This window comes from Burkholderia cepacia, from assembly GCF_001039005.1.
Classification (GTDB): Bacteria; Pseudomonadota; Gammaproteobacteria; order Burkholderiales; family Burkholderiaceae; genus Burkholderia; species Burkholderia theae.
Genome location: NZ_LDWR01000041.1, coordinates 207,309 through 232,003, shown reverse-complemented (window position 1 = coordinate 232,003; position 24,695 = coordinate 207,309). Strand labels below are relative to the sequence as shown.

The window sequence follows — 24,695 nt, the reverse complement described above, 5'->3', positions numbered from 1 at the left end:
GCATGTTCGGCAAACTCACACTATCGGCGATCCCGTTCGATCAGCCCATCATCATGGTGGCCGGCGCCTTCATGGGGCTGGCCGTGCTGGGCATTCTCGCCGCACTGACGATCACTGGCCGCTGGAAATGGCTGTGGACGGAATGGCTGACGACGGTCGACCACAAGAAACTCGGCGTGATGTACATCATCGTCGCGCTGATCATGCTGCTGCGCGGCTTCGCGGACGCGATCATGATGCGCATGCAGCTCGCGCTCGCGTACAACGCGCCCGGCTACCTGCCGCCGCACCACTATGACCAGATCTTCACGGCCCACGGCGTGATCATGATCTTCTTCATGGCGATGGTGTTCATGGTCGGCCTGATGAACCTGGTCGTGCCGCTGCAGATCGGCGCGCGCGACGTCGCATTCCCGTTCATCAACTCGCTGAGCTTCTGGATGACGGCCGTCAGCGCGATCCTGATCAACATCTCGCTCGTGATCGGCGAATTCGCGCAGACCGGCTGGCTCGCGTACCCGCCGCTGTCGGAGCTGCAGTACAGCCCCGGAGTAGGGGTCGATTACTACCTGTGGGCGCTGCAGATCTCGGGCATCGGCACGCTGCTGACCGGCGTGAACTTCTTCGTGACGATCATCAAGATGCGCGCGCCGGGCATGACGCTGATGAAGATGCCCGTGTTCACGTGGACCGCACTCTGCACGAACGTGCTGATCATGGCGTCGTTCCCGATCCTGACCGCGACGCTCGCGCTGCTCGGCCTCGACCGTTACCTCGGCATGCACTTCTTCACGAACGAAGCCGGCGGCAACGCGATGCTGTACCTGAACCTGATCTGGGCGTGGGGCCACCCGGAGGTGTACATCCTGATCCTGCCGGCGTTCGGCATCTTCTCGGAAGTCATCGCGACGTTCGCGAAGAAGCCGCTGTTCGGCTACAAGACGATGGTGTACGCGACCTGCGCGATCATGGTGCTGTCGTTCCTCGTGTGGCTGCATCACTTCTTCACGATGGGCTCGGGTGCGAACGTGAATGCGTTCTTCGGCATCATGACCATGATCATCGCGATCCCGACCGGCGTGAAGGTGTTCAACTGGCTGTTCACGATGTATCGCGGCCGGATCGAATTCACGACGCCCGTGCTGTGGACGATCGGCTTCATGGTCACGTTCACGCTCGGCGGCATGACCGGCGTGATGATGGCGATTCCCGGCGCGGACTTCGTGCTGCACAACAGCCTGTTCCTGATCGCGCACTTCCATAACGTGATCATCGGCGGCGTGCTGTTCGGTTATCTCGCGGGCTTCAACTACTGGTTCCCGAAGGCGTTCGGCTTCAAGCTGAACGAGAGGCTCGGCAAGGCCGCGTTCTGGTTCTGGCAGGTCGGCTTCTACGTCGCGTTCGTGCCGCTCTACGTGCTCGGCTTCATGGGCATGACGCGCCGGCTCAACCACTACGACAACCCCGCATGGCATCCGTGGCTGCTGGTTGCCGCGTTCGGCGCCGTGCTGATCGCGATCGGCATCGCGTGCCAGTTGCTGCAGCTCGTGGTCAGCATCCGCAACCGCAACCTGCCGGAATATCGCGACACGACGGGCGATCCGTGGGGCGGCCGCACGCTGGAGTGGGCGACCACGTCGCCGCCGGCCGACTACAACTTCGCGGTGATTCCGCAGGTGCGCACGCTCGACGCCTACACGGACATGAAGGCGCGCGGCGAAGGCCGGCCGAATCCGGCATCGATCCGCGACATTCACATGCCGTCGAATACCGGAGCGGGCCTCGTGGTCGCGGTTTTCAGCCTGGTGCTCGGCTTCGCGCTGGTGTGGCACATCTGGTGGATGGCGATCGGCGGGCTCGTCGGGATCGTCGCGACGCTGGTGATCTACAGCTCGCGCGATAACGACGGCTATTACATTCCCGCGTCGACGGTGCGGAAGATCGAAGGCAAGCAGCCGACCACGCGCGTGGCCGCGCGGGTCGACGACGTGGAACTGGAGGCCAACTGATGTTGCAGAAAACCTTGAGCGCAACCCTGCTCGAGCACGACGACCATCCGCCGTCGCATTCGGTGTTCGGTTTCTGGCTGTACCTGATGACCGACTGCGTGATCTTCGCGGCGCTGTTCGCGACCTTCGCGGTGCTCGGCCACCAGTATGCGGGCGGGCCGACGGCGAAAGACCTGTTCGACATTCCGGGCGTCGCGGTGGAAACCGCCGCGCTGCTGCTGTCGAGCATCACGTACGGTTTCGCGATGCTCGCGGCGTACAAGCAGCGGCGCGGCGCGCTGCTCGCATGGCTCGCGGTGACGTTCGTGCTCGGCGCGGCGTTTCTCGCGATGGAACTGCGCGAGTTCTCGCACCTGATCGCGGAAGGCGCCGGCCCGCAGCGCAGCGCGTTCCTGTCGGCGTTCTTCACGCTGGTCGGCACGCACGGGCTGCACGTGACGGCCGGCCTGCTGTGGATGATCGTGCTCGCCGGGCAGATCGTGTTCCGCGGCGGTGACCTGACCGATCGCGACCTGCGGCGCCTGACGTGCCTGAGCCTCTTCTGGCACTTCCTCGACATCGTGTGGATCTGCGTGTTTTCCTTTGTCTATCTCGCGAGCGTGATCTAAATGGCCCATACGCATTCGTCTCAACTCGAAGAAGGGCACGGCAGTGTCGGCGGCTACGTCGCCGGTTTCATGCTGTCGGTGCTGCTCACGGCCGCGTCGTTCGGCCTCGTGATGGGCGGCGTGCTGTCGCCGCATGCGTCGCTGATCGCGCTGGCCGCGCTCGCGTTCGTGCAGATCGTCGTGCACCTCGTGTACTTCCTGCACATGAACGGCTCGTCGGGCCAGCGCTGGAACGTGATGGCGTTCAGCTACACGGTGCTGACCGCGGCGATCCTGATCGTCGGCACGTTGTGGGTGATGCACAACGTCAGCATGAACATGATGTCGCGCTGAGCGGCGTCGCGGCGCCGGGTTCGCTATCCGCGCGCGTTGATGAAGAAAAGGCGGCACGCAAGTGCCGCCTTTTTGTTTTGGTACAGTCGCGCCGCGCAACGCGTCCGGCGTTGCGATGACGACCGGCGTATCGGGCTCGCGAGTGCGAGTCGGGCGCGTGCCGGCATCGGCCCGGCCCCGGCGTGGCAGGGCGGGCGGGGCCGGACAGGCGTCGATTGTTACAAGACGTTAGCGCAGGCATCCCGTTGCGATGCGGCGCATCAGTTCTTACAAACTTGAAATATGCGGAGACGGCGCTTGCCGTTATAGTCGAATCACACATGACACAACCAAAAGAGGAATCCATGAAGACCTTGCGTGTTGCCTCGCTCTTGACCGGTATGACGGCCTTGCTCGTGTCGGGCGCAGCAATGGCGGGTGTCAATGTCGGGATCAATCTCGGCGTACCGGCTCCGGTGTACGTCGCGCCCGCGCCCGTGTATGCGCCGCCTCCGCCGCCGGTCGTCTATCAGCCGGCGCCCGTGTACGCACCGGCACCCGTGTATGTGCCGGGTCCGGCCATCGTGATCGGCTGGCATGGCGACCGCTACTGGGACGGCCGTCGCTACTGGGGCCGCGACGAATGGTATCGCCGCCATGGCCGCGGCTGGGGCGGCGACCGCGATCGCGGTCACTGGGATAACGGCCGCCACAACGGCTGGCACTGATCGGCACGTCGCACACGCGTGACGCGTGCGCGACGTTCGTTCGTGAAGAAACCGCCCGCGTGGCGGTTTTCTTTTGGCCCGAACGATTGAATGGGTAGAATCGTCCCACGTTACATCCTTCATTCGATCGACAGGGCCTCTATGACGAAGGGTTCGCCCCGGGCCGCCGCCGCGCGCGTCCGCTTCGGCGCGCTGCGTGCCGCACGGGCTGCCGGCCGCGTTGCCGCGGTGTTCGCAATGCAGGCGGCGCTGGCCGCGACGGCCGCGCACGCGGCGTACGCCATTGCGCAGTACGGCGAGCCGAAGTATCCGCCGGGCTTCAAGCATTTCGACTACGTCAACCCCGACGCGCCGAAGGGCGGCACGCTCGTGCTCGCGAACCCGAACCGGCTGACGTCGTTCGACAAGTTCAATCCGTTCACGATGCGCGGCAACCCTGCGCCGGGCATCGACATGCTGTTCGAGAGCCTTGCGACGGGCAGCTCGGACGAACCGGCGTCCGCGTACGGGTTGCTTGCCGACGACATCGACATCGCGCCCGACCGCCGATCGGTCACGTTCCACCTGAATCCGCGCGCGCGTTTCTCGAATGGCGATCGCGTCACGGCCGACGACGTCAAGTTTTCGTTCGATACGCTGAAGAGCAAACTGGCCGCGCCGCAGTTCGGCGCATATTTCGCGGAGATCGCGAAGGCGGTGGTCGTCGATCCGGCCACCGTGCGTTTCGAGTTCCGCAGCGCGAATCGCGAACTGCCGCTGATCGCCGGCGGCGTGCCGGTGTTTTCGCGCAAGTGGGGGTTGCGCACGGACGGCTCGCGCATCCCGTTCGACCAGCTCGCGTTTGAACAGCCGATCGGCAGCGGCCCGTACCTGATCGAGCGCTACGACAACGGCCGCACGATCACCTACCGGCGCAACCCCGAGTATTGGGGCGCCGACCTGCCGGTGCGGGTCGGCACCCATAACTTCGAACGGATCGTCTACAAGCTGTACAGCGACGGCGTCGCGAGGCTCGAGGCGTTCAAGGCCGGCGAATACGATGTGCTCGTCGAGTACATCGCGCGCAACTGGACGCGGCGCGACGTCGGCAAGCGCTTCGACAGCGGCGAACTCGTCAAGCGCGAATTCCGCCAGCACAACGGCGCGGGCATGCAGGGTTTCTTCATGAACCTGCGCCGGCCGCTGTTCCGCGACGTGCGGGTGCGTCAGGCACTCGACCTCGCATTCGACTTCGAATGGCTGAACCGGCAACTGTTCTATAGCGCGTACACGCGTCTCGACAGCTATTTCGCCGACACCGACCTGCAGGCGACCGGCACGCCGAGCGCTGGCGAACTGAAACTGCTGGAGCCGCTGCGCGCGCAGCTCGACCCGGCCGTGTTCGGCCCGATGGTCACGCAGCCTGCCACCAACCCGCCGGGCTCGCTGCGCGCGAACCTGCTGAAGGCGCGCGAACTGCTTGCGCAGGCCGGCTGGACCTATCGCGACGGTGCGCTGCGCAATGCGAAGGGCGAGCCGTTCACGTTCGAGATCCTCGACGATGCAGGCGGTGCGATGGAAGGCGTCGTGACCGCGTACCAGCGCAATCTGACGAAGCTCGGCATCGACGCACGTTTTCGCACGGCCGATTACGCGCTGCTGCAAAAGCGGCTCGATGCATTCGACTACGACATGACGACGATCCGCTTGCCGGGCGTGCAGGTGCCGGGCGCCGAGCAGTACTCGCGTTACGCGAGCAAGTTCGCCGACGAGCCGGGCTCCGACAACTTCATCGGGCTGAAGTCGCCGGCGGTCGACGCGCTGCTGCACGCGCTCGGCACCGCACAGTCGCGCGACGACCTGCTCGATGCGACGCACGCGCTCGACCGCGTGCTGATGCACGGCTACTACGCGGTCCCGCAGTGGTACAGCACGACACACCGGGTCGCGTATCGGCGCACGCTCGCTTATCCGCAGACGCTGCCGCTGTACTATTCGGCCGAGGGCTGGGTCGTGTCGACCTGGTGGGCGAAGCCCGATCACTGACCCGCGCCGGCCCTTCGATTAATCCCGCCTACCGATCACGAGTCGACGCCCTATGTGGAGCTACATCCTCAAACGCCTGCTGCTGATGATCCCGACGCTCATCGGCGTGCTGACCCTCACGTTCGCGGTGATCCAGTTCGTGCCGGGCGGCCCGGTCGAGCAGGCCGTGCAGGAATTGCGCAAGGGCGCGACGGAGCAGGGCGCGGTGCCGTTCGGGATGCGTGCTCACACCGGCGTCGACGCGCAGCAGCTTGCGCAGCTCAAGGCGCTGTACGGTTTCGACAAACCGCCGCTCGAACGCTATTGGCTGATGCTGAAGCGTTTCGCGCGCTTCGATCTCGGCGACAGCTACTTCCGCCACCAGAGCGTGTGGTCGCTGATCGTGCAGAAGCTGCCCGTGTCGATCAGCATCGGGCTGTGGACGTTCTTCCTCACGTACCTGATCTCGGTGCCGCTCGGCATCGCGAAGGCCGTGCGCAACGGTTCGCCGTTCGACGTCGCGACGAGCCTCGTCGTGCTCGTCGGTTATGCGATTCCGGGCTTCGTGCTCGGCGTGCTGCTGCTCGTGCTGTTCGGCGGCGGTTCGTTCTGGCAGCTTTTTCCGCTGCGCGGCCTCACGTCGGACAACTTCGCGCAGCTGTCGCTCGTCGGCAAGGTGCTCGATTACCTGTGGCACATCGCGCTGCCGATCACGGCGTCGGTCGTCGGCAGCTTCGCGGTCATCACGATGCTCACGAAGAATGCGTTCCTCGACCAGATCCGCCGGCAATATGTGCTGACCGCGCGCGCGAAGGGGCTCTCCGAGCGCAACGTGCTGTGGAAGCACGTGTTCCGCAATGCGATGCTGCCGCTGATCGTCGGCTTCCCGGGCGCGTTCATCGGCGCGTTCTTCACGGGCAGCCTGCTGATCGAGACGCTGTTCTCGCTCGACGGCCTCGGGCTGCTGTCGTACGAGTCGGTCGTGCGGCGCGACTATCCGGTTGTGCTCGGCACGCTGTACCTGTTCACGTTGATCGGGCTCGCAACCAAGCTGATCTCCGACCTTTGTTATGTATGGGTCGATCCGCGCATTCAATTCGAAAACCTGGAGCGCTGACATGAAACAGACCGTCCGCATGCCCGGCGTCACCGGGCGAGGGTCGCAATGAACCGGGCCATCGTGTCGTCCCGCATCGACGCGGCGCGCGCACGCGTGTCGCCGTCTCCCGCACGCCGCGTGTGGCAGCGCTTCAGGCAGCAGCGCCTCGGCTACTGGAGCTTCGTGATCTTCTTCGTCGCATTTGCCGCGAGCCTCGCCGCGCCGCTGTGGTCGAACGACAAGCCGCTCGTCGTGCGCTACGACGGTCAATACTATTTCCCGATGTTCCATGCGTATCCGGAGACGGCCTTCGGCGGCGATTTCCCGACGCCGGCCGACTATCTCGATCCGTACGTGCGCAAGCGGCTCGAGGCGCCCGGCAACTTTGTCGTCTACCCGCCGAACCGCTACTACTACGACACGCTGAACTACTTCTCGAACGTGCCGAACCCGGCGCCGCCGTCGCGCGCGAACTGGCTCGGCACCGACGCGCAAGGGCGCGACCTGCTCGCGCGGCTCGTGTACGGGTTCCGCGTGTCGGTCGAATTCGGGCTGATCCTGACCGTGATCGGCACGCTGCTCGGCATCGCCGCGGGCGCCGTGCAGGGCTTTTTCGGCGGGCGCATCGACATCGTCGGGCAGCGGCTGATCGAGATCTGGAGCTCGCTGCCCGAGTTGTATTTGCTGATCATCTTCGCGTCGATCTTCGAGCCGAGTTTCCTGCTGCTGATCGTGCTGCTGTCGCTGTTCGGCTGGATCGGGCTCGCCGACTACGTGCGCGCGGAATTCCTGCGCAACCGCGCGCAGGACTACGTGCGCGCCGCACGTGCGATGGGGCTCACGAACTGGCAGATCATCTGGCGCCACGTGCTGCCGAACAGCCTGACGCCGGTGATCACGTTCCTGCCGTTCCGGATGAGCGGCTCGATCCTCGCGCTCACGAGCCTTGATTTCCTCGGGCTTGGTGTACCGCCGCCGACGCCGAGCCTCGGCGAGCTGCTCGCGCAGGGCAAGGGCAACCTCGACGCATGGTGGATCTCGCTGTCGACGTTCGGCGTGCTGGTCGCGACGCTGCTGCTGCTGACCTTCATGGGCGACGCGCTGCGCAACGCGCTCGACACGCGGATCGCCGATTCGGTGCGCGCGGCGGGAGGCCAGCGATGAGCGAACCGGTCGTATCGACGCAACACGAGCCGCTGCTGTCGCTCGAACATCTGCAGGTGCGCTTCGGCGACACGGTCGCGGTGGACGACGTGACGCTCGCGATCGGCCGCGGCGAACGCGTCGCGCTCGTCGGCGAGTCGGGTTCCGGCAAGAGCGTGACCGCGCTGTCGATCCTGCGCTTGCTGCGCGACGCCGACGTGAGCGGCACGATCCGCTTCGCGGGGCAGGACCTTTCGGCCAGGAGCGAACGCGAGATGCGCGGGCTGCGCGGCTCGGACATCGCGATGATCTTCCAGGAGCCGATGACGGCGCTCAACCCGCTGTATACGATCGGCGTGCAGATCGGCGAGACGATCGTGCTGCATGACGGCGTATCGGCCGTCGAGGCACGCAAGCGCGCGATTGCATTGCTCGCGCGCACCGGCATCGCGGAGCCCGAGAGGCGCGTCGACAGCTATCCGCACCAATTGTCGGGCGGTCAGCGGCAGCGCGCGATGATCGCGATGGCGCTCGCCTGCCGGCCGCGCCTCCTGCTTGCCGACGAGCCGACCACCGCGCTCGACGTGACGATCCGCGCGCAGATCGTCGACCTGCTGCTGGAACTGCAGCGCGACGAAGCGGAAAAGCGCGGGATGGCGATCCTGCTGATCACGCACGACCTGAATCTCGTGCGGCACTTCGCCGAGCGCGTCGCGGTGATGGAGCGCGGCCGGCTCGTCGAGAGCGGGCCCGTCGAGCGGATCTTCGCGGAACCCGAGCATCCGTATACGCAGCGGCTGTTGAACAGCCGGCCGCAACGCGCGGTCGCGCCCGTGATGCCGATCGCGCCCGTCGTGCTCGACGCGCGCCACGTGAGCGTGCAGTTCGCGCGCAAGCGGCCGGGTTTCGCGGGCTGGTTCGGCACGGTGCCCGTGACGGCCGTCGCGGACGTGTCGGTGTCGGTGCGGCAGGGCGAGACGCTCGGCATCGTCGGCGAATCGGGGTCCGGGAAATCGACGCTTGCGATGGCGCTGCTCGGGCTGCAGAAGACGGCGGGCGGCGAGATCGAATTCCAGGGGCGCGCGCTGTCGACCTATCGTGGCCGCGAGCAAACCGCGCTGCGCTCGAACATGCAGGTCGTCTTTCAGGATCCATTCAGTTCGCTTTCGCCGCGTCACACGATCGAGCGGATCGTCGGCGAGGGGCTCGAGCTGCATCACCCGGACATGCCGCCCGATGCGCGCCGCGCGAAGTCGCTCGCGGTGCTGCGCGAAGTCGGCCTCGACCGCACGGTGCTGCACCGTTATCCGCACGAATTCTCGGGCGGGCAGCGCCAGCGGATCGCGATCGCGCGCGCGCTGGTGCTGGAGCCGCGCATCCTGATCCTCGACGAGCCGACTTCCGCGCTCGACGTGTCGATCCAGCAGCAGGTGCTGAAACTGCTCGCGAATTTGCAACAGAAATACAACCTCGGTTATGTATTCATCAGCCACGATCTGGAGGTGATCGGCGCGATGGCGCACCGCGTCGCGGTGATGCAGGACGGCGCCGTCGTCGAGTCGGGCGACGTGACCGACATCTTCACGAGACCGTCACATCCTTACACACAAAAGCTGTTGAAAGCGGTCTGGAAAGCGTGATAGACGTCCAATGGTCTGACCATCTCGATTGTATTTTTTAATTTGTTTTGACAAACGATTACGCGCTGGCTAGTATCGACCGAAATTTTCCGCCAATCAGCTGATTTTTAAGCAAATTCCATCGACCAATGCAGCATCGATCCCTGACCCAGGCATGCGCGCGCACCATCGCCGGGCTGTTCATCGGCGCCCTGTTCGCAGCAGCTCCCGGCGCGTTCGCCGACGAAGTCAGCAGTTTTAACCAGAATGTCACGAATTCGACTCAAATCGGGTCGACTTCCTCCCTCCAGCAGACCAGCGCGCAGCCGTCGAGCGGCGGCGCGAAGTCGTTCCTTGCCGGCATGGCGGGCAAGGCAGGCGACGTGGTGGTCGGCGCGCTGAACATGATCGGCGTGCGTTATCGCTGGGGCGGCAACTCGCCGGATTCGGGCCTCGACTGCAGCGGCTTCGTGCGCTACGTGTTCCAGGACACGCTCGGCATGTCGCTGCCGCGCCGTGCGGAAGAAATGAGCCGCGTCGGCGAGAAGGTGAGCATGAGCAACCTCAAGCCGGGCGATCTCGTGTTCTTCAACACGATGCGCCGCACGTTCTCGCACGTGGGCATCTACATCGGCGACAACAAGTTCGTGCATTCGCCGTCGACGGGCAGCACCGTCCGCGTCGACGATCTCGACAGCGGCTACTGGGAAAAGCGTTTCACCGGCGCGCGCCGGATCGAATCGGAATTCCCGATGAAGGCGGAAGATCTGCGTCAGCGCGTGCGCGCGACGATCGGCGACGATTCGGCGAACGGCAGCAACTGACGTTCGCCGGTCAGTCGGACCGGATAAAAAAACCCTGTCACCGAAAGGCGGCAGGGTTTTTTGTTTTGGGGTTGGCGCAGGCGATGCGACGGACGCCGTTCCGACGGTCACGGGACGGCGGCGCGCCCCGTCCCGCGCAGCGCGTGCTTACGCGGCAGCCACGCCGCGCGCCGCCGCGAGCTTGCGCTGCAGTTCCGGCATGATGCGCGCGACTGCCTCCTCGCCCGCGAGGATCGCCGCGTTGCGCTGGTTGAAGTCGCTGCCGCCCATGGCCGCGAGGTTCGGGCGGATCACGACGTCCGCGTATTTGTCGAGCTCGTAGGTCTTGATCGTCTGGCCCATGATCGTGAAGGTCTGCAGCAGCATCTCGATCGGGTTGCTGGTCGCCGCGCCGTCCGGCCGGGCCGAGATGTCGACCGCGATCACGAAGCTTGCGCCCATCTTGCGCGCGTACGACGCGGGCACGGGGCTCACGAGGCCGCCGTCCACGTATTCGCGGTTGCCGATCTTGACCGGTTCGAACACCGACGGCACGCTGCACGACGCGCGCACCGCGAGCCCCGTGTTGCCCTGCTGGAACAGGATCGGCTGACCGCTCTGCAGATCCGTCGCGACGATGCCGAGCGGCTTCGCCATCTTCTCGATCGGTCGGTTGTTGAGCGTCTTGTTCAGGAAGTTCTGCAGCGCGACGCCTTGCAGCAGGCCGCGCGACCGGAACGGCAGCGCCCAGTCGCTGATCGACGCCTGGTCCATGTCGAGTGCGATCTTGTTGATCTGCAACGCGCTCATGCCCGACGCATAGAGTGCGCCGACCACCGAGCCCGCGCTCGTGCCCGCGACGATTTCGACCGGGATGCCGCGCGCCTCGAGCGCCTTCAGCACGCCGATGTGCGAGAAGCCGCGCGCGGCGCCGCCGCCGAGCGCGATGCCGATCTTCACGGGCTTCTCGTGCGGTTGTGCGGGGTTGGATGCGTTGTCGGGGCGTGACTTGTCGCCGAACGACGTACAGGCGGCGAGGCTGGCGGACGCGCACGCGATCGTGAAGTGGCGGCGCGACAGGCGAGGGGACGACATCGAATGGTTCTCCGGCGGCTTGGCGGCGGGTTACACGGCCCGTGGCGGCGATAGGTTCAGCGCAGCCGCGCGACGGGTTCCGTGCGGCCGGCGCCGCGCCGGCTGGCGGCCGCGGCGCGCACATCATAAAGCAAGCGGTGCGCTTGGCGCGATGTCCGGCGCGAGTATAATTCCGGCTTCTTTTCCGTTCCGGGTGTCGCCGGCCCCGTTGCTGTCCGGGCTGCTGCCGTCGATCCCGCGTCGAATCATTCATGCGCCCCAGGCGTTCGAGTTACCGTTTATGACCCGTCCTGTCCGTACCCGCTTCGCGCCGAGTCCCACCGGCTTCATCCACCTCGGCAACATCCGCTCCGCGCTTTATCCGTGGGCGTTCGCCCGCAAGATGAAGGGCACGTTCGTGCTGCGCATCGAGGATACCGACGTCGAGCGCTCGTCGCAGGAAGCGGTCGATGCGATCCTCGACGGGATGCAATGGCTCGGCCTGGATTTCGACGAAGGCCCGATCTACCAGATGCAGCGGATGGACCGCTATCGCGAGGTGCTCGCGCAGATGCTCGAGAAGGGGCTCGCGTACCCGTGCTACATGTCGGCCGAGGAACTCGACGCGCTGCGCGAACGCCAGCGCGAGGCCGGCCTGAAGCCGCGCTACGACGGCACGTGGCGTCCGGAGCCCGGCAAGGTGCTGCCGGAGCCGCCGGCAGGCGTGAAGCCCGTACTGCGCTTCCGCAATCCGTTGACGGGTACGGTCGTGTGGGAGGACGCGGTAAAGGGGCGTGTCGAGATCTCGAACGAAGAGCTCGACGACCTCGTGATCGCGCGCCCGGACGGCACGCCGATCTACAACTTCTGCGTGGTGGTGGACGACATGGACATGGGCATCACGCACGTGATCCGTGGCGACGACCACGTCAACAACACGCCGCGCCAGATCAACATCCTGAATGCGCTCGGCGGCGAAGCGCCCGTCTACGCGCACCTGCCGACCGTGCTGAACGAGCAGGGCGAGAAGATGAGCAAGCGGCATGGCGCGATGAGCGTGATGGCGTATCGCGACGCGGGTTTCCTGCCGGAAGCCGTTGTCAACTATCTCGCGCGACTCGGCTGGTCGCACGGCGACGCCGAGATCTTCTCGCGCGAACAGTTCGTCGAATGGTTCGACCTCGAGCATCTCGGCAAGTCGCCCGCGCAGTACGACCACAGCAAGCTGAGCTGGCTGAACGCCCATTACATCAAGGAAGCCGACAACGCACGCCTTGCGGCGCTGGCGAAGCCGTTCCTCGACGCACTCGGCATCGACGACGCGGCGATCGCGACGGGCCCCGCGCTCGACGCGGTGGTCGGCCTGATGAAGGACCGCGCGACGACGATCAAGGAGATCGCCGAAGGCGCCACGATGTTCTACCGTGTGCCGGCACCGGAAGCCGACGCGCTTGCACAGCACGTGACCGATGCGGTGCGGCCTGCACTGGCCGATCTGGTCGTCGCGCTGAAGGCGGCCGACTGGACGAAGGAGGCCGTGTCCGCTGCGCTGAAGGCGACGCTCGGCACGCACAAGCTGAAGATGCCGCAACTCGCGATGCCGGTGCGCCTGCTGGTGGCGGGCACGACGCATACGCCGTCGATCGACGCGGTGCTCGTGCTGTTCGGTCGCGACGTCGTGGTGTCGCGCATCGAGGCTGCGCTGGCCTGAGGTTCGTGTGCGAATGAAGCTGTCCGTGCGTGACAGCGCGGCAGCTTCGCAAAAATTTCGCTCGAATCGCAAAAAGGGTATTTACAAGTTCAAAGACGGTCCATATAATCTCATTTCTGTTCTGCAAGGGGGTATAGCTCAGCTGGGAGAGCGCTTGCATGGCATGCAAGAGGTCAGCGGTTCGATCCCGCTTACCTCCACCAACAGAACAAATTGGATTGTTTTGCGAAGCAGTAGCGGTAGTAATAAATGCTTCACAGAACGATCTAAAGCAGTTAGAATTTCGGCCTTCGCTGTTGATGAGAAGTGAATAGCGAAAGTCAGACAGATCTGAAAAGATTATGTCCCCTTCGTCTAGAGGCCTAGGACATCACCCTTTCACGGTGAGTACAGGGGTTCGAATCCCCTAGGGGACGCCAGATTCAGCGGCGTTTCGTAGAAGTGTCGCGAGGCTTGCAGGAACGTAACCGACGTCCTGCGGGTTGGGTAAGGAAGTTGGAGCGGTAGTTCAGTCGGTTAGAATACCGGCCTGTCACGCCGGGGGTCGCGGGTTCGAGTCCCGTCCGCTCCGCCAGAACGAAGCCCGTTCAAGACGTTTTTGAGCGGGCTTTTGTATTAAAGATGTAAGCAGTACGCTGTCCCCTTCGTCTAGAGGCCTAGGACATCACCCTTTCACGGTGAGTACAGGGGTTCGAATCCCCTAGGGGACGCCAGATTCAGCGGCGTTTCGTAGAAGTGTCGCAACGCGTGCAGGAACGTGACGATGTCCTGCAGGCGGTAGTGCAGAAAGCTGGAGCGGTAGTTCAGTTGGTTAGAATACCGGCCTGTCACGCCGGGGGTCGCGGGTTCGAGCCCCGTCCGCTCCGCCAGAACGAAGCCCGTTCAAAAAGCGTTTTTTGAACGGGCTTTTTCATTAAAGATGTAAGCAGTACGTTGTCCCCTTCGTCTAGAGGCCTAGGACATCACCCTTTCACGGTGAGTACAGGGGTTCGAATCCCCTAGGGGACGCCAGATTTCGGCGTCGTTCGAACAAACGATGCGCCGGCAGGAAGCAACCGACGCCTGCCAGGCAAGTAGCAAGACTGGAGCGGTAGTTCAGTCGGTTAGAATACCGGCCTGTCACGCCGGGGGTCGCGGGTTCGAGTCCCGTCCGCTCCGCCAATAAATGAAAAAGCCCGCCTTGTGCGGGCTTTTTCATTTGCGTCTCCGGTTGCGCCCGTTCTCGGGCGCGTGACTGCGGAGCGGAGGAAGCCGCCTGCGCGGCTTCCGGCGGGACTCGAAGGGATGCGCGTGCACGCGCATCCGCGGCCTGCAGGATGTAGGCGAGTCCCGTCCGCTCCGCCAATAAATGAAAAAGCCCGCCTTGTGCGGGCTTTTTCATTTGCGTCTCCGGTTGCGTACGCTGGCGGGCGCGTGACGTCCGGGTCTCAGGCGCCAAGCCGCTACGAGAAATTCGCGATTGCATCCGCACGCGACTGCGCTATATCGTGGCGGGATGCGTTCCTGATCCCTGCGCGATGCTCGATCCGACTGACCTGCGACTCCTGTATCAGCTCCGGCCTGCGGAGCCCGGCGATTTCCCGTTCGCCGAAGCGCTGACGCACGGCAACATGGGCGGCTACTACAAGCGCCATGGGCTCGTGTGGCGCAGCGACTTGTTCTATGCGAGCTGGCGCGAATCCGAGAACTTCATCCTCGAGGCCGACGGCGAGCGCATCGGCGTGCTGCGGGTGACCGAAGAGGGCGACTCGCTGCATATCCGCGACGTGCAGATCGCGGCCGGCCATCGCGGGCAGGGCGCCGGCACCTACATGCTCGACATGTCGCACCGCTGGGCGCGTGCGCGCGGGCTGCAGGAACTCCAGTTGCGCGTGTTCGTCGACAATCCCGCCGCGCGTCTCTACTTGCGCATGGGGTATCAGGTAGCCGGGTCGCGGCTTGCGCAACTCGGATCAATCCGTCACATGGTGCGGCCGGTCTGAACGGCTGACGCGTCCGGAACGCGACGGTCAGCCGATCGCGTCGATCGCATCGTCATCCGGCGTGTCGTCGTCCGCGATACTGCCTTCCGCGCCGCGGTGCTCGTAGCCGCGCAGCATGAACGCGCGTGGGCTTTCGCCGAATGCGCGGCGGAACATCGCCGAGAACGCGCTCTGGCTCTGGTAGCCGAGTTCGCGCGCGATATGCGACAGCGGGCGGCCCTGGTTCAGCAGCGGGATCGCGCGTGCAAGCAATGCCTGCTGGCGCCACTGCGAAAAGCTCACCCCCAGTTCCTGCTTGAAGAGCCGCGAAATCGTGCGCGTGCTTGCGCCGACCTCGCTCGCCCAGTGTTCGAGCGACTCCGCATGCGCCGGGTGCGCGAGTACCGATTCGCACAGCATGCGCAGCCGCTTCTCGTCGGGCATCGGTACCGCGAGCGGCAACGGTTCGGCGTGACTCAGCTCGTCGAGCACGAGCCCGCACAGCAGGCGTTCGCGCGCGGCGCTCAGGTCGCGTGCGTCGAGCGCGACGATCAACTCGCGCAGCAATCCCGTCACTTCGACGACCCGGCACGCGTCGAGCCCGTCCGGCACGATCGACTCGTCGATATACAGCGTGCGCAGATACGCCTCTTCGACGATCACGACCTCGTGCGTCACGTGCGGCGGCACCCAGATCGCGCGGGATGGCGGCACCATCCAGGTCGTGCCGGTCGTCGCGACGCGCAGCACGCCGCGCGACGCATACGCGAGCTGCGCCCACGCATGCGTGTGCAGCGGGATGCGGCGGCCGGCATCGACCTGCCGGGCGCGCACGCGCATCGGATGGACGGCGGTCGGCGCGAATTCGGGCGGGATGTCGATGACGTCGTAGGGTTTCGATACGTCGGCTGGGACGGGCGGATTCATGGACGGTTCGGGCAGCGCGGCGGCGATGCCGTTATTTTAGAAGGTGCCGCGCGCGCGCATGCGGCGGTTTTTCAGCCGATCATGCCGTGTTCAAATGAACTTTGTATGGAGCCTGGTGAATCCGCGGCGGCGGCCGTGGCCGTGCGCACTTACGGGTTCGAACCATCGGGCCGATGCGATGGTCTATCCATGCTTGAGCGATTTCGCACGAATCGCGCGCGAACACGGCAACATACGAATCGAAGAGGAGAACCACGATGCGCTACGTATTCGTCTAGGGCACCTTGAGAACCGGAGAGGCCAACGACATCGGTCATGCGGCCGCCAGGCACGGGATTGCCGCGCCGACGCTACTCGGCGCGGTCGCGCTGCCGGGCGAACTGTACGATTTCGGCACGTATCCGGGGATGATCGCCGGGCCGGCCGGCAAGTCGCTGGTCTGGGGCGACGTCTACGAGGTCGACGAGCAGCTCGTCCCCGTGCTGGACGAGATCGAGCGCGTCTATCCGGGTGTCGACTCGCTGTTCAAGCCGGAACACGTGACCGTCGAGCTCGGCGGCCGGCAGTACGCCTGCCTGTATTATCCGATCGCCGCGCACGCGGTCGCCGGGCGTCCGCGCATTGCGTCGGGCGACTGGGTCCAGCACCGACGCGAGCGGGAAGCCGCCTGATCGACCGCGCGGCAGACGCTCGCACCGCAAAGAAAAAGCGCCCCGCGGGGCGCTTTTCTCATGCCGTTATCGCATGCGACCGGCGACGGCGTGTAGCCGGCCGCCGATCGCGGCGGGCAGCTTCGTCAGATTTCCTCGTACAGCGGCAGCGTCAGGAATTCGGTGAAGCCTTCCGACGTCGACATCTGTTCGAAGATCGCCGCGGCGTGCTCGTACGGCTGCGTGTTGCCGCCGACCGAACGCTTCACGTTGTCCAGTTCGGCCTTCGCGTATTCGCGCACGAGTTCGGCCGTGACCTTGCGGCCGTCGTCGAGCACGCCCTTCGGCGAGCGGATCCACTGCCACACCTGCGAACGGGAAATCTCGGCCGTGGCCGCGTCTTCCATCAGGTTGTGGATCGGCACGCAGCCGTTGCCGTCGAGCCAGGCGCCGAGGTAGTGGATGCCGACGTTGATGTTGTTGCGCAGGCCGGCCTCGGTGATCGGTGCTTCAGGCTGGAAGTCGAGCAGGTTCTTGCCTTCGACCTGCACGTCGTCGCGTTGCTTCGCGATCTGGTTCGGCTTGTCGCCGAGCACCTTGACGAACTCTTCCATCGCGATCGGCACGAGGCCCGGGTGCGCAACCCAGCCGCCGTCGTAACCGTCGGTCGCGTCGCGCTGCTTGTCCGAGCGCACGCCGCCCATCGCCTTGTCGTTTGCTTCCGGATCGTTCTTGATCGGGATCAGCGCGCTCATCCCGCCGATCGCCGGCGCGTTGCGCTTGTGGCAGGTCTTCAGCAGCAGCAGCGCGTACGCGCGCATGAACGGCACCGTCATCGTGATCTTCGAACGCTCGGCGAGGCAGAAATCGCGGTCGTTCTTGAACTTCTTGATTGCCGAGAAGATGTAGTCCCAGCGGCCGGCGTTCAGGCCCGAGCTGTGTTCGCGCAGTTCGTACAGGATTTCGTCCATCTCGAACGCGGCGAGGATCGTCTCGATCAGCACCGTCGCGCGGATCGTGCCGCGCGGCACGCCGACCGCTTCCTGCGCGGCGACGAAGATGTCGTTCCACAGGCGCGCCTCGAGATGGCTCTCCATCTTCGGCAGGTAGAAGTACGGGCCCGAGCCGCGAGCGATCAGCTCCTTCGCGTTGTGGAACAGGAACAGCGCGAAATCGAAGATGCCGCCGGACACGCGCTGGCCATCGACCGTCACGTGCTTCTCGTCGAGGTGCCAGCCGCGCGGACGCACGATCAGCGTCGCGACCTTGTCGTTCAACTGGTACGACTTGCCGTTCTGCTCGAGCGAGATCGTGCGGCGCACCGCGTCCTTCAGGTTGATCTGGCCGTCGATCTGGTTCGTCCAGCTCGGCGCGTTCGAATCCTCGAAGTCCGTCATGTACGAATCGGCGCCCGAGTTCAGCGCGTTGATGATCATCTTGCGCTCGACGGGGCCCGTGATCTCGACGCGGCGGCATTGCAGGTCGGCCGGCAGCGGCGCGACCTTCCAGTCGCCTTCGCGGATCGCCTTGGTGTCCGCCAGGAAGTCCGGGCGCTCGCCCGCGTCAAGGCGTTTGGTGCGCTCGACGCGCGCCTGCAGCAACGCCTGGCGGCGTGGTTCGAACGTGCGGTGCAGCGCTGCGACGAGTTCGAGCGCGTCGGGCGTCAGGATCGCTTCGTAACCCGGCTTGATTTCGCCGGTGATCGCCATGCCTTGCGGCAGCGTGATCGGGGTGCTCATGAGTCTCATCTCCTTGGTCGGTCAGTTGCGGTTTCGGTGAAGGGGGAAGGCGGCAGCATGGCGAACGTCATGCACCCGGGCCGGGGCGCGTGCGGTTTGCGGGTCTGCCGGACGGAGCCGGGGTGGCGAGGAATGCGAGCAGGTCGGCCATGCCGGTGCCCGTACCGTCGGGCGGCACGCCGAGTTCCTCGGCGGGCGCGCCCGTGCGATTGAGCCAGAACGTCGTGTAGCCGAACCACGCGGCACCGGCGACGTCCCAGGCGTTCGACGACACGAACACGATGTTGCGCGGGTTCGGCCCGAACGCGGCGGTACCGAGCGCGTAGGCGGCCGGACTCGGCTTGTACGCGCGCACGGTGTCGGCCGACAGCACGCGATCGAACAATCCGGACATGCCGGCGCTCTTGATCGCGATGTCGAGCATCTGCGGGGTGCCGTTCGACAGGATCGCGAGCGGCGGGCGCGGTTCGAGCGCGCGCAGCTTGCGCAGCGCGGGCACCGTGTCGGGATAGGTGGACAGGCAGGCGTATTCGTCCATCAGCCGCTTCTCGGCCGCGCTGTTCAGCGCGAGCCCGAGCCGGCGCGCGGCGAACCGCAGCGCGTCGAGCGTAATGTCCCGGAACGGGCGATAGCGGGCGCCGCCCGGATCGGCGAGCGTGCGCAGCTGCGAGTATTCGATTTGCTTGCGTCGCCACAGCTGCGACAACCGTTCCCCGTGACCGGGAAACATCTGTTCTGCGGCGGGCACGACCGCGCGCACGTCGAACAACGTGCCGAATGCGTCGAAGAGGATTGCGTCGGGAGAGGAGAGTGTCGTTGTGGCCGACATAGCCTTGCGCTCCAGTTTCAGAGGTCGGACCGATTCTATTCGTGATCGTAGGTGCTAAAAAAGACGCAAATCATCACTTGATCTTTTACTTTCATATACCTAATCTTGAGCGCTTAAGCCATTTGAAGGGCGGCAGCGCCGTCCTTGCGAGTCATGGACCGGTTCAAACAGATAGAAACGTTCGCCGCGGTCGCGGCGAAAGGCAGCCTGTCGGCGGCCGCGCACGCGGAAGGCGTCGCGCCGGCGATCATCGGCCGCCGCCTCGACGCGCTCGAGGAGCGGCTTGGCGTCAAGCTGCTGGTGCGCACGACGCGCAAGCTCACGCTGACGTTCGAGGGTTCGGCGTTCCTCGAGGATTGCCAACGGATCATCAACGACATGCAGAACGCCGAGGCGAGCGTGTCCGCCGGCGGCGTCAAGGCGAGCGGCCACCTGCGCATTTCCGCGCCGGCCGGCTTCGGCCGGCGGCACGTCGCGCCGCTCGTGCCGGAATTCAGCGTCGGGCATCCGGACGTGTCGGTCACGCTCGACCTGTCCGACCGCATGGTCGACCTCGTCAACGAAGGGTTCGATTGCGCGGTGCGGCTCGGCGAGCTGCCCGACTCGTCGCTCGTGTCGCTGAAGCTCGGCGAGAACCGCCGCGTGTGCGTCGCGTCTCCCGCATATCTGGCGCGGCGCGGCACGCCGGCCACGCTCGCGGAACTGGCGCGGCACAACTGCCTTGCGCTCGCGGCGAACGCGAACCAGCAACGCGGCTGGGCGTTCCAGGAGGACGACAAGGTCGTGTCGATCCGCGTGAACGGCACGATGGAATGCTCGGACGGCGCGGTGCTGCACGAGTGGTGCCTCGCCGGCCACGGCCTGGCGTGGCGTTCGTGGTGGGAAGTCGGCGACGACATCGCGGCCGGCCGGCTCGTCAGCGTGCTCGACGCGTACGCCGCGCCGCCGATCGGCATCCACGCGGTGTTTCCGCAGCGCCGGCACCTGCCGCTGCGCGTGCGCCTGTTTCTCGACTACCTGAAGCACACGTACGAACGGCCCGGTTATTGGGGCGAGTAGGCCGCGCGTGCCCGCGCGTTTCCGATATGAGGGCGAACCCGCCTCGGGTGCCGGATGCGCGGTTTCGCACACTACAATCGTTACAGGCATGCCAGATGCGTTGCGGCCGGCTCGGATGGGATCGCGGCGCGCGGCGTGCGACTGACGAAGGAGGGCGCGATGTTCCGGCACATCCTCGTTCCAACCGACGGTTCCGACCTGTCGCAGAAGGCGATCGACGGCGCGATCGACCTGGCGCGCGCGGTCAGCGCTCGCGTGACGGCCTACGCGTGCCTGCCGCAGTATCCGTACTCGCCGTTTTCCGAAGTGATCATCGAGCCGCCCGCCGATTTCCGGGCGCGCAGCGAGCGCGAGGCGCGCGCACACCTCGACGAGGTCGAAGCGGCCGCGAAGGCGGCCGGCGTCGCCTGCGACACATGGACGAGCGTGCATCCGTCGCCGTATCTCGGCATCATCGAGGCGGCCGAACGCGGTGGCTGCGACGTGATCTTCATGGCGTCCCACGGACGCCGCGGGCTCGGCAGCCTGCTGATCGGCAGCGAGACGCAGCGCGTGCTGACCCATACGAAAATTCCGGTGATCGTCTATCGGTAGGGCGGTGCCGGCCGTGGCCGCGCGTGTCGCGCCATGGAAAAAGGGCGCGCCGGACAGAGCCGGCGCGCGTCGTTGCTGGCGGCCCGCGGGCCGCGCGGCCGGTCGCGCGATTGGAATCGCGCGCCTGCCGTCTCCTCCCTGATTGTTGTCCTGTTGCCGATGCCGCGCCGTCGCGAGACGGGGTGGGCATCGATGCGACGCGTGGCGGGTGTTACGCGACCTTCTTGCCGTCGAAGAACTGTTCGTCTTCGGTCGAGCCGTGCAGCGCGGTCGTCGATGCTTCGCGCTCGACCGTCTGCGTCACCGCGTCGAAGTAGCCCGTGCCGACTTCGCGCTGGTGCTTGACGGCCGTGAAGCCCTTGTCGGCTGCCGCGAACTCGGCCTGCTGCAGTTCGACGAACGCGCTCATCTGCGTGCGGGCATAACCGTGCGCGAGGTTGAACATCGAGTAGTTCAGCGCATGGAAGCCGGCCAGCGTGATGAACTGGAACTTGTAGCCCATCGCGCCGAGTTCCTTCTGGAACTTCGCGATCGTCGCGTCGTCGAGGTTCTTCTTCCAGTTGAACGACGGCGAGCAGTTGTACGACAGCATCTTGCCCGGGAACTGCTTGTGGATCGCTTCCGCGAACTTCTTCGCGTATTCGAGATCCGGCTTGCCCGTTTCGCACCAGACCAGGTCGGCATGCGGCGCGTACGCGAGACCGCGCGAGATCGCCTGCTCGAGGCCTGGCTTCGTGCGGAAGAAACCTTCCACCGTGCGCTCGCCCGTCAGGAACGGCTTGTCGTTGTCGTCGACGTCGGACGTGATCAGGTCGGCCGCTTCGGCGTCGGTACGGGCAACCAGCACGGTCGGCGTGCCCATCACGTCGGCCGCGAGACGTGCAGCCGACAGCTTCGCGACCGCTTCGCGCGTCGGCACGAGCACCTTGCCGCCCATGTGGCCGCACTTCTTCACCGAAGCGAGCTGGTCTTCGAAGTGGACGCCCGATGCGCCTGCCTCGATCATCGCCTTCATCAGTTCGAACGCGTTCAGCACGCCGCCGAAACCGGCTTCCGCGTCGGCCACGATCGGCGCGAAGAAGTCGACATAACCCTCGTCGCCCGGATTCTTGCCTTCCGACCACTGGATCTGGTCGGCGCGCGTCAGCGTGTTGTTGATGCGCTTCACGACGAGCGGCACCGAGTTGGCCGGGTACAGCGACTGGTCCGGGTACATTTCGCCCGCGACGTTCGCGTCGCCGGCCACTTGCCAGCCGGACAGGTAGATGGCCTTCAGGCCGGCCTTCACCTGCTGCATCGCCTGGTTGCCGGTCAGCGCGCCGAGTGCATTGACGAACGGCTCGTCGTTGATGAGGCTCCACAGCTTTTCCGCGCCGCGCTTGGCGAGCGTGTGCTCGATCGGGATCGAGCCGCGCAGGCGGACCACGTCTTCAGCCGTGTAGCCGCGCTTGATGCCCTTCCAGCGCGGATCGGTTTCCCATTGCGTTTGCAGTTCCTGTGCCTGTTGCTGACGCGACATGATGAGCTCCTTGATGCTGTGTGTTGCCTAATGGGTCGAATCTGACGGTGGTGATGCTGTTCGCGAAGCTCGGAGCGGTGCATTCCGGTTCGTGAAGTCTTGTATAAGAGTCTAGGCAAATCGAAAGGAGCGAGACAGGGGCTTTCTCAGGAAGTGTGCAAAATTTTTATTGTTTTAATTCAATTACTTGTATTTGTAATTTCGGGATAAGAAACGCATTTTCCCATCCCGCAATCACTCATGTTGTGCCACGCAACATGATTTTTTACGACGCAAAAAAATTTTCCGCATCGTGAAATACGCGAAGGGGCGAAAAAAAACCGGCGCAGGAGCGCCGGTCGGCTGGATTGGTGGGACGGCCATCCGTGGGGTGGCCATCCGTGGGGCGGCCAGGGGCCGCCCGTGCGTGCTTACGACGCAGAGTTGCTGCGACGCGGGCCGCCGCTGCGCTGGCCGTCGCGACGCGGGCCGCCGTCACGGCTGCCGCCACCCGGCTTGCCGCTCCAGCCGCCACCATTGCCGCCGCCGTAGCTGCGGCCGCTACCGCCATTGCCGCCGCCCGGCTTGCCGCCGAAACGTCGACCGCCGCCGTTACCGCCGCCCGGACGGCCGCGGCCACCGGTGCCGCCGTTACGCGGAGGTGCCTTGCGCGGCTCGAAACCTTCGATCACGTTGACCGGCAGCGGCGAACGCACGAAGCGCTCGATGCGCTTGAGCGCGCCTTGCTCGGCGTGGTGCACGAGGCTCACCGCGGTGCCCGAACGGCCTGCGCGGCCCGTACGGCCGATACGGTGCACGTAGTCTTCCGCGAACTTCGGCAGGTCGTAGTTGAACACGTGCGTGATGCCCGGGATGTCGATGCCGCGTGCCGCGACGTCGGTTGCGACCAGCACGCGCACGCGGCGCTCGCGCAGCGCACGGATCGTGCGGTTACGCGCGCCCTGCGGCAGGTCGCCGTGCAGTGCGGCCGACTCGAAACCAGCGTCGGCGAGACGGCCGGCGAGCTGGTCGGCGTCGATCTTGGTCGCCGTGAAGATGATTGCCTGGTCGAGCGCGTCGTCGCGCAGCAGGTGATCGAGCAGGCGATCCTTGTGATCGCGGTCGTCGACGTAGTGCACGGTCTGCGCGATGTTCGCGCGCGATTCGAGGCGTTGCTGGATCTCGATGCGCTCCGGGTCCTTCAGCAGGCGGCTCGTCAGCGAACCGATCTTGCCGTCGAGCGTGGCCGAGAACAGCATCGTCTGGCGCGACGCGGGCGTGGCGGCGACGATCGTTTCGATATCGTCGATGAAGCCCATGTCGAGCATGCGGTCGGCTTCGTCGAGCACCAGCATCTTCAGTTCGGACAGGTCGATACGGCCGCGCTCGAGGTGATCGAGCAGGCGACCCGGCGTGGCGACCAGGATTTCGGGGTTCTTCGCGAGCAGCATCAGCTGCTGGCCATAGGCGACGCCGCCGAGGATGCTGACCGTGCGCAGGCGCTTCAGGTGCTTGCCGTAGTTCGATGCGGCCGTGGTGACCTGCATCGCGAGTTCACGGGTCGGCGTCAGCACGAGCAGGCTCGGGCGCGCGACGGGTTGCGGGCGGCGCACGCGGCGGTCACCCTGATTCGGTTCACGCGGCGCGCGCGGTTGCTGCGCCAGCGTTTTCTGGAGCTGCGCGAAACGCTCGATCGCGGGCAGCATGAATGCAGCCGTCTTGCCCGAACCGGTCGGGCTCGACACCAGCAGGTCGCGGCCGGCGATGCCGGCCGGAATCGCGCGCTGCTGGACCGGCGTCGGCTTCACATAGCCGGCGGCCTCCAGCGCGGAGACGATCTCCGGCGACAACCCGAGCGACGCGAAGCTCGGCTCGTCCGACGCCGGTTCGACCGCGGCCGGTACGGCGGCGTCGTCGAGACCGAGCGCCTGGTCGGCGATCGCGTTGAGCGGGCTGGAGTTGATGCTCGAAGTCATAACAATCCTTGAAACACAGTGGGTGAAACGTCGGCGCCAATCGCGCATACCCAAGTCGTCGGATTCAGCGAGCAAATCGGGAAACGGGTGCAATCCGCCGAACAGTCGGCGGATGAGGCATTAGAAGCTGTTTTGGGTGCGGCGCGCTTCAGGAGCGGGGCCGCCAGCCTGATAAGTGACGACCGCGAGGGTCGAAGCAGGAGGGGACAGGTTCTAAACCGGATTGGAGCTTAACGCTACGAGGCGTCTGGCCGGAACGGCTTGCGAGCCGAGCGCGGAAGGTGACGCAGGCCGCATTATAAAGAAATTTGCTGCGCTGCGCCACTGATTTGATTGCCTATTGCGGCGGGGG

Annotated in this window: 20 protein-coding genes and 7 tRNA genes; 21 read left to right on the top strand and 6 right to left on the bottom strand. The window is 65.4% G+C overall.

Translation table 11 applies throughout. The annotated features are described in order from the left end of the window. Positions 1-2: 2 nt before the first annotated feature. The 9 genes from cyoB (at position 3) to VL15_RS22805 (ending at position 10,346) form a co-directional block, all read left to right on the top strand. Complete coding sequence (cyoB, locus tag VL15_RS22845; protein ID WP_048248699.1) at positions 3-2,009, top strand: cytochrome o ubiquinol oxidase subunit I; 2,007 nt, start codon at positions 3-5, stop codon at positions 2,007-2,009. Further along, complete coding sequence (gene cyoC / locus VL15_RS22840) at positions 2,009-2,617, top strand: cytochrome o ubiquinol oxidase subunit III (RefSeq protein ID WP_048248698.1); 609 nt, start codon at positions 2,009-2,011, stop codon at positions 2,615-2,617. The genes cyoB and cyoC overlap by 1 nt, the downstream gene beginning before the upstream one ends. After that, complete coding sequence (gene cyoD, locus VL15_RS22835; protein ID WP_048248696.1) at positions 2,618-2,950, top strand: cytochrome o ubiquinol oxidase subunit IV; 333 nt, start codon at positions 2,618-2,620, stop codon at positions 2,948-2,950. Positions 2,951-3,294: 344 nt separating this feature from the next. Continuing rightward, positions 3,295-3,657, top strand: coding sequence for a hypothetical protein (locus VL15_RS22830; RefSeq protein WP_048248695.1), 363 nt, complete (start codon positions 3,295-3,297; stop codon positions 3,655-3,657). 141 nt (positions 3,658-3,798) lie between these two features. After that, on the top strand, positions 3,799-5,682 hold the full coding sequence (locus VL15_RS22825; protein WP_048248693.1) for an extracellular solute-binding protein: 1,884 nt from the start codon (positions 3,799-3,801) through the stop codon (positions 5,680-5,682). A gap of 52 nt (positions 5,683-5,734) precedes the next feature. Next, positions 5,735-6,778, top strand: coding sequence for a microcin C ABC transporter permease YejB (locus VL15_RS22820; protein WP_048248692.1), 1,044 nt, complete (start codon positions 5,735-5,737; stop codon positions 6,776-6,778). 48 nt (positions 6,779-6,826) lie between these two features. Then, positions 6,827-7,924 carry an ABC transporter permease gene (locus VL15_RS22815; protein ID WP_048248691.1) on the top strand — a complete coding sequence of 366 codons (1,098 nt, stop codon included), beginning with the start codon at positions 6,827-6,829 and terminating at the stop codon, positions 7,922-7,924. Further along, positions 7,921-9,543, top strand: a complete 1,623-nt coding sequence (locus VL15_RS22810; protein ID WP_048248690.1) for an ABC transporter ATP-binding protein — start codon at positions 7,921-7,923, stop codon at positions 9,541-9,543. Before VL15_RS22815 ends, VL15_RS22810 begins: the two co-directional genes overlap by 4 nt. 128 nt (positions 9,544-9,671) lie before the next feature. Continuing rightward, positions 9,672-10,346, top strand: a complete 675-nt coding sequence (locus VL15_RS22805; RefSeq protein WP_048248689.1) for a C40 family peptidase — start codon at positions 9,672-9,674, stop codon at positions 10,344-10,346. A 147-nt stretch (positions 10,347-10,493) separates the two neighbouring features. Here the strand turns inward: VL15_RS22805 and VL15_RS22800 are convergent, their stop codons facing one another. After that, the gene (locus tag VL15_RS22800; protein WP_048248687.1) at positions 10,494-11,420 is read right to left on the bottom strand and encodes a patatin-like phospholipase family protein; all 927 of its coding nucleotides are present in this window, start codon (positions 11,418-11,420) and stop codon (positions 10,494-10,496) included. A gap of 280 nt (positions 11,421-11,700) precedes the next feature. Here VL15_RS22800 and gltX point away from each other — a divergent pair, with 280 nt between their 5' ends. The 9 genes from gltX to VL15_RS22755 all read left to right on the top strand — a co-directional run bounded on the left by gltX (position 11,701) and on the right by VL15_RS22755 (position 15,092). After that, positions 11,701-13,110, top strand: coding sequence for a glutamate--tRNA ligase (gltX, locus tag VL15_RS22795; protein ID WP_048248686.1), 1,410 nt, complete (start codon positions 11,701-11,703; stop codon positions 13,108-13,110). Positions 13,111-13,237: 127 nt separating this feature from the next. Further along, positions 13,238-13,313 (top strand) — tRNA-Ala (locus tag VL15_RS22790). A 140-nt stretch (positions 13,314-13,453) separates the two neighbouring features. Beyond that, positions 13,454-13,529: transfer RNA gene (locus tag VL15_RS22785), tRNA-Glu, on the top strand. A 78-nt stretch (positions 13,530-13,607) separates the two neighbouring features. Then, a tRNA-Asp gene (locus tag VL15_RS22780) sits at positions 13,608-13,684 on the top strand. A 63-nt stretch (positions 13,685-13,747) separates the two neighbouring features. Continuing rightward, positions 13,748-13,823: transfer RNA gene (locus VL15_RS22775), tRNA-Glu, on the top strand. Positions 13,824-13,902: 79 nt separating this feature from the next. Continuing rightward, positions 13,903-13,979 (top strand) — tRNA-Asp (locus VL15_RS22770). Positions 13,980-14,045: 66 nt separating this feature from the next. Further along, a tRNA-Glu gene (locus VL15_RS22765) sits at positions 14,046-14,121 on the top strand. A gap of 73 nt (positions 14,122-14,194) precedes the next feature. Next, positions 14,195-14,271 (top strand) — tRNA-Asp (locus VL15_RS22760). 356 nt (positions 14,272-14,627) lie between these two features. Next, the gene (locus VL15_RS22755; protein WP_048248684.1) at positions 14,628-15,092 is read left to right on the top strand and encodes a GNAT family N-acetyltransferase; all 465 of its coding nucleotides are present in this window, start codon (positions 14,628-14,630) and stop codon (positions 15,090-15,092) included. A gap of 27 nt (positions 15,093-15,119) precedes the next feature. Here the strand turns inward: VL15_RS22755 and VL15_RS22750 are convergent, their stop codons facing one another. Beyond that, positions 15,120-15,998 (bottom strand): AraC family transcriptional regulator, encoded by an 879-nt coding sequence (locus VL15_RS22750; protein WP_048248683.1) that lies wholly within the window; start codon positions 15,996-15,998, stop codon positions 15,120-15,122. Positions 15,999-16,282: 284 nt separating this feature from the next. Here VL15_RS22750 and VL15_RS22745 point away from each other — a divergent pair, with 284 nt between their 5' ends. Further along, positions 16,283-16,669, top strand: a complete 387-nt coding sequence (locus VL15_RS22745) for a gamma-glutamylcyclotransferase family protein (RefSeq protein WP_230684504.1) — start codon at positions 16,283-16,285, stop codon at positions 16,667-16,669. Between the two features lie 125 nt (positions 16,670-16,794). On the opposite strand, the gene aceB is transcribed toward VL15_RS22745, so the two are convergent. Together aceB and VL15_RS22735 are read right to left on the bottom strand one after the other, a co-directional pair. Next, positions 16,795-18,387, bottom strand: a complete 1,593-nt coding sequence (gene aceB / locus VL15_RS22740) for a malate synthase A (RefSeq protein WP_048248681.1) — start codon at positions 18,385-18,387, stop codon at positions 16,795-16,797. 67 nt (positions 18,388-18,454) lie between these two features. After that, positions 18,455-19,216 carry a haloacid dehalogenase type II gene (locus VL15_RS22735; protein WP_048248679.1) on the bottom strand — a complete coding sequence of 254 codons (762 nt, stop codon included), beginning with the start codon at positions 19,214-19,216 and terminating at the stop codon, positions 18,455-18,457. A gap of 153 nt (positions 19,217-19,369) precedes the next feature. Between VL15_RS22735 and VL15_RS22730 the strand changes: the two genes are divergently transcribed. Then, complete coding sequence (locus VL15_RS22730) at positions 19,370-20,275, top strand: LysR family transcriptional regulator (protein ID WP_048248677.1); 906 nt, start codon at positions 19,370-19,372, stop codon at positions 20,273-20,275. A gap of 159 nt (positions 20,276-20,434) precedes the next feature. After that, positions 20,435-20,869 (top strand): universal stress protein, encoded by a 435-nt coding sequence (locus VL15_RS22725; RefSeq protein WP_048248914.1) that lies wholly within the window; start codon positions 20,435-20,437, stop codon positions 20,867-20,869. A 211-nt stretch (positions 20,870-21,080) separates the two neighbouring features. On the opposite strand, the gene aceA is transcribed toward VL15_RS22725, so the two are convergent. Both aceA and VL15_RS22715 read right to left on the bottom strand, forming a co-directional pair. Beyond that, entirely contained in the window at positions 21,081-22,388 is a 1,308-nt protein-coding gene (gene aceA, locus VL15_RS22720) for an isocitrate lyase (protein ID WP_048248675.1), read from the bottom strand. Positions 22,389-22,798: 410 nt separating this feature from the next. Then, positions 22,799-24,343 (bottom strand): DEAD/DEAH box helicase, encoded by a 1,545-nt coding sequence (locus VL15_RS22715; protein ID WP_048248673.1) that lies wholly within the window; start codon positions 24,341-24,343, stop codon positions 22,799-22,801. Between the last annotated feature and the right edge of the window lie 352 nt (positions 24,344-24,695).

Coding starts and splice junctions, on each gene's coding strand:
- VL15_RS22725 (WP_048248914.1), top strand. CDS start 20,435: ATGTTCCGGCACATCCTCGTTCCAACCGACGGTTCCGACCTGTCGCAG.
- VL15_RS22810 (WP_048248690.1), top strand. CDS start 7,921: ATGAGCGAACCGGTCGTATCGACGCAACACGAGCCGCTGCTGTCGCTC.
- aceB (WP_048248681.1), bottom strand. CDS start 18,387: ATGAGCACCCCGATCACGCTGCCGCAAGGCATGGCGATCACCGGCGAA.
- cyoD (WP_048248696.1), top strand. CDS start 2,618: ATGGCCCATACGCATTCGTCTCAACTCGAAGAAGGGCACGGCAGTGTC.
- VL15_RS22815 (WP_048248691.1), top strand. CDS start 6,827: ATGAACCGGGCCATCGTGTCGTCCCGCATCGACGCGGCGCGCGCACGC.
- VL15_RS22825 (WP_048248693.1), top strand. CDS start 3,799: ATGACGAAGGGTTCGCCCCGGGCCGCCGCCGCGCGCGTCCGCTTCGGC.
- VL15_RS22800 (WP_048248687.1), bottom strand. CDS start 11,420: ATGTCGTCCCCTCGCCTGTCGCGCCGCCACTTCACGATCGCGTGCGCG.
- VL15_RS22820 (WP_048248692.1), top strand. CDS start 5,735: ATGTGGAGCTACATCCTCAAACGCCTGCTGCTGATGATCCCGACGCTC.
- VL15_RS22830 (WP_048248695.1), top strand. CDS start 3,295: ATGAAGACCTTGCGTGTTGCCTCGCTCTTGACCGGTATGACGGCCTTG.
- VL15_RS22805 (WP_048248689.1), top strand. CDS start 9,672: ATGCAGCATCGATCCCTGACCCAGGCATGCGCGCGCACCATCGCCGGG.
- VL15_RS22715 (WP_048248673.1), bottom strand. CDS start 24,343: ATGACTTCGAGCATCAACTCCAGCCCGCTCAACGCGATCGCCGACCAG.
- gltX (WP_048248686.1), top strand. CDS start 11,701: ATGACCCGTCCTGTCCGTACCCGCTTCGCGCCGAGTCCCACCGGCTTC.
- VL15_RS22730 (WP_048248677.1), top strand. CDS start 19,370: ATGGACCGGTTCAAACAGATAGAAACGTTCGCCGCGGTCGCGGCGAAA.
- VL15_RS22755 (WP_048248684.1), top strand. CDS start 14,628: ATGCTCGATCCGACTGACCTGCGACTCCTGTATCAGCTCCGGCCTGCG.
- VL15_RS22735 (WP_048248679.1), bottom strand. CDS start 19,216: ATGTCGGCCACAACGACACTCTCCTCTCCCGACGCAATCCTCTTCGAC.
- cyoB (WP_048248699.1), top strand. CDS start 3: ATGTTCGGCAAACTCACACTATCGGCGATCCCGTTCGATCAGCCCATC.
- cyoC (WP_048248698.1), top strand. CDS start 2,009: ATGTTGCAGAAAACCTTGAGCGCAACCCTGCTCGAGCACGACGACCAT.
- VL15_RS22750 (WP_048248683.1), bottom strand. CDS start 15,998: ATGAATCCGCCCGTCCCAGCCGACGTATCGAAACCCTACGACGTCATC.
- aceA (WP_048248675.1), bottom strand. CDS start 22,388: ATGTCGCGTCAGCAACAGGCACAGGAACTGCAAACGCAATGGGAAACC.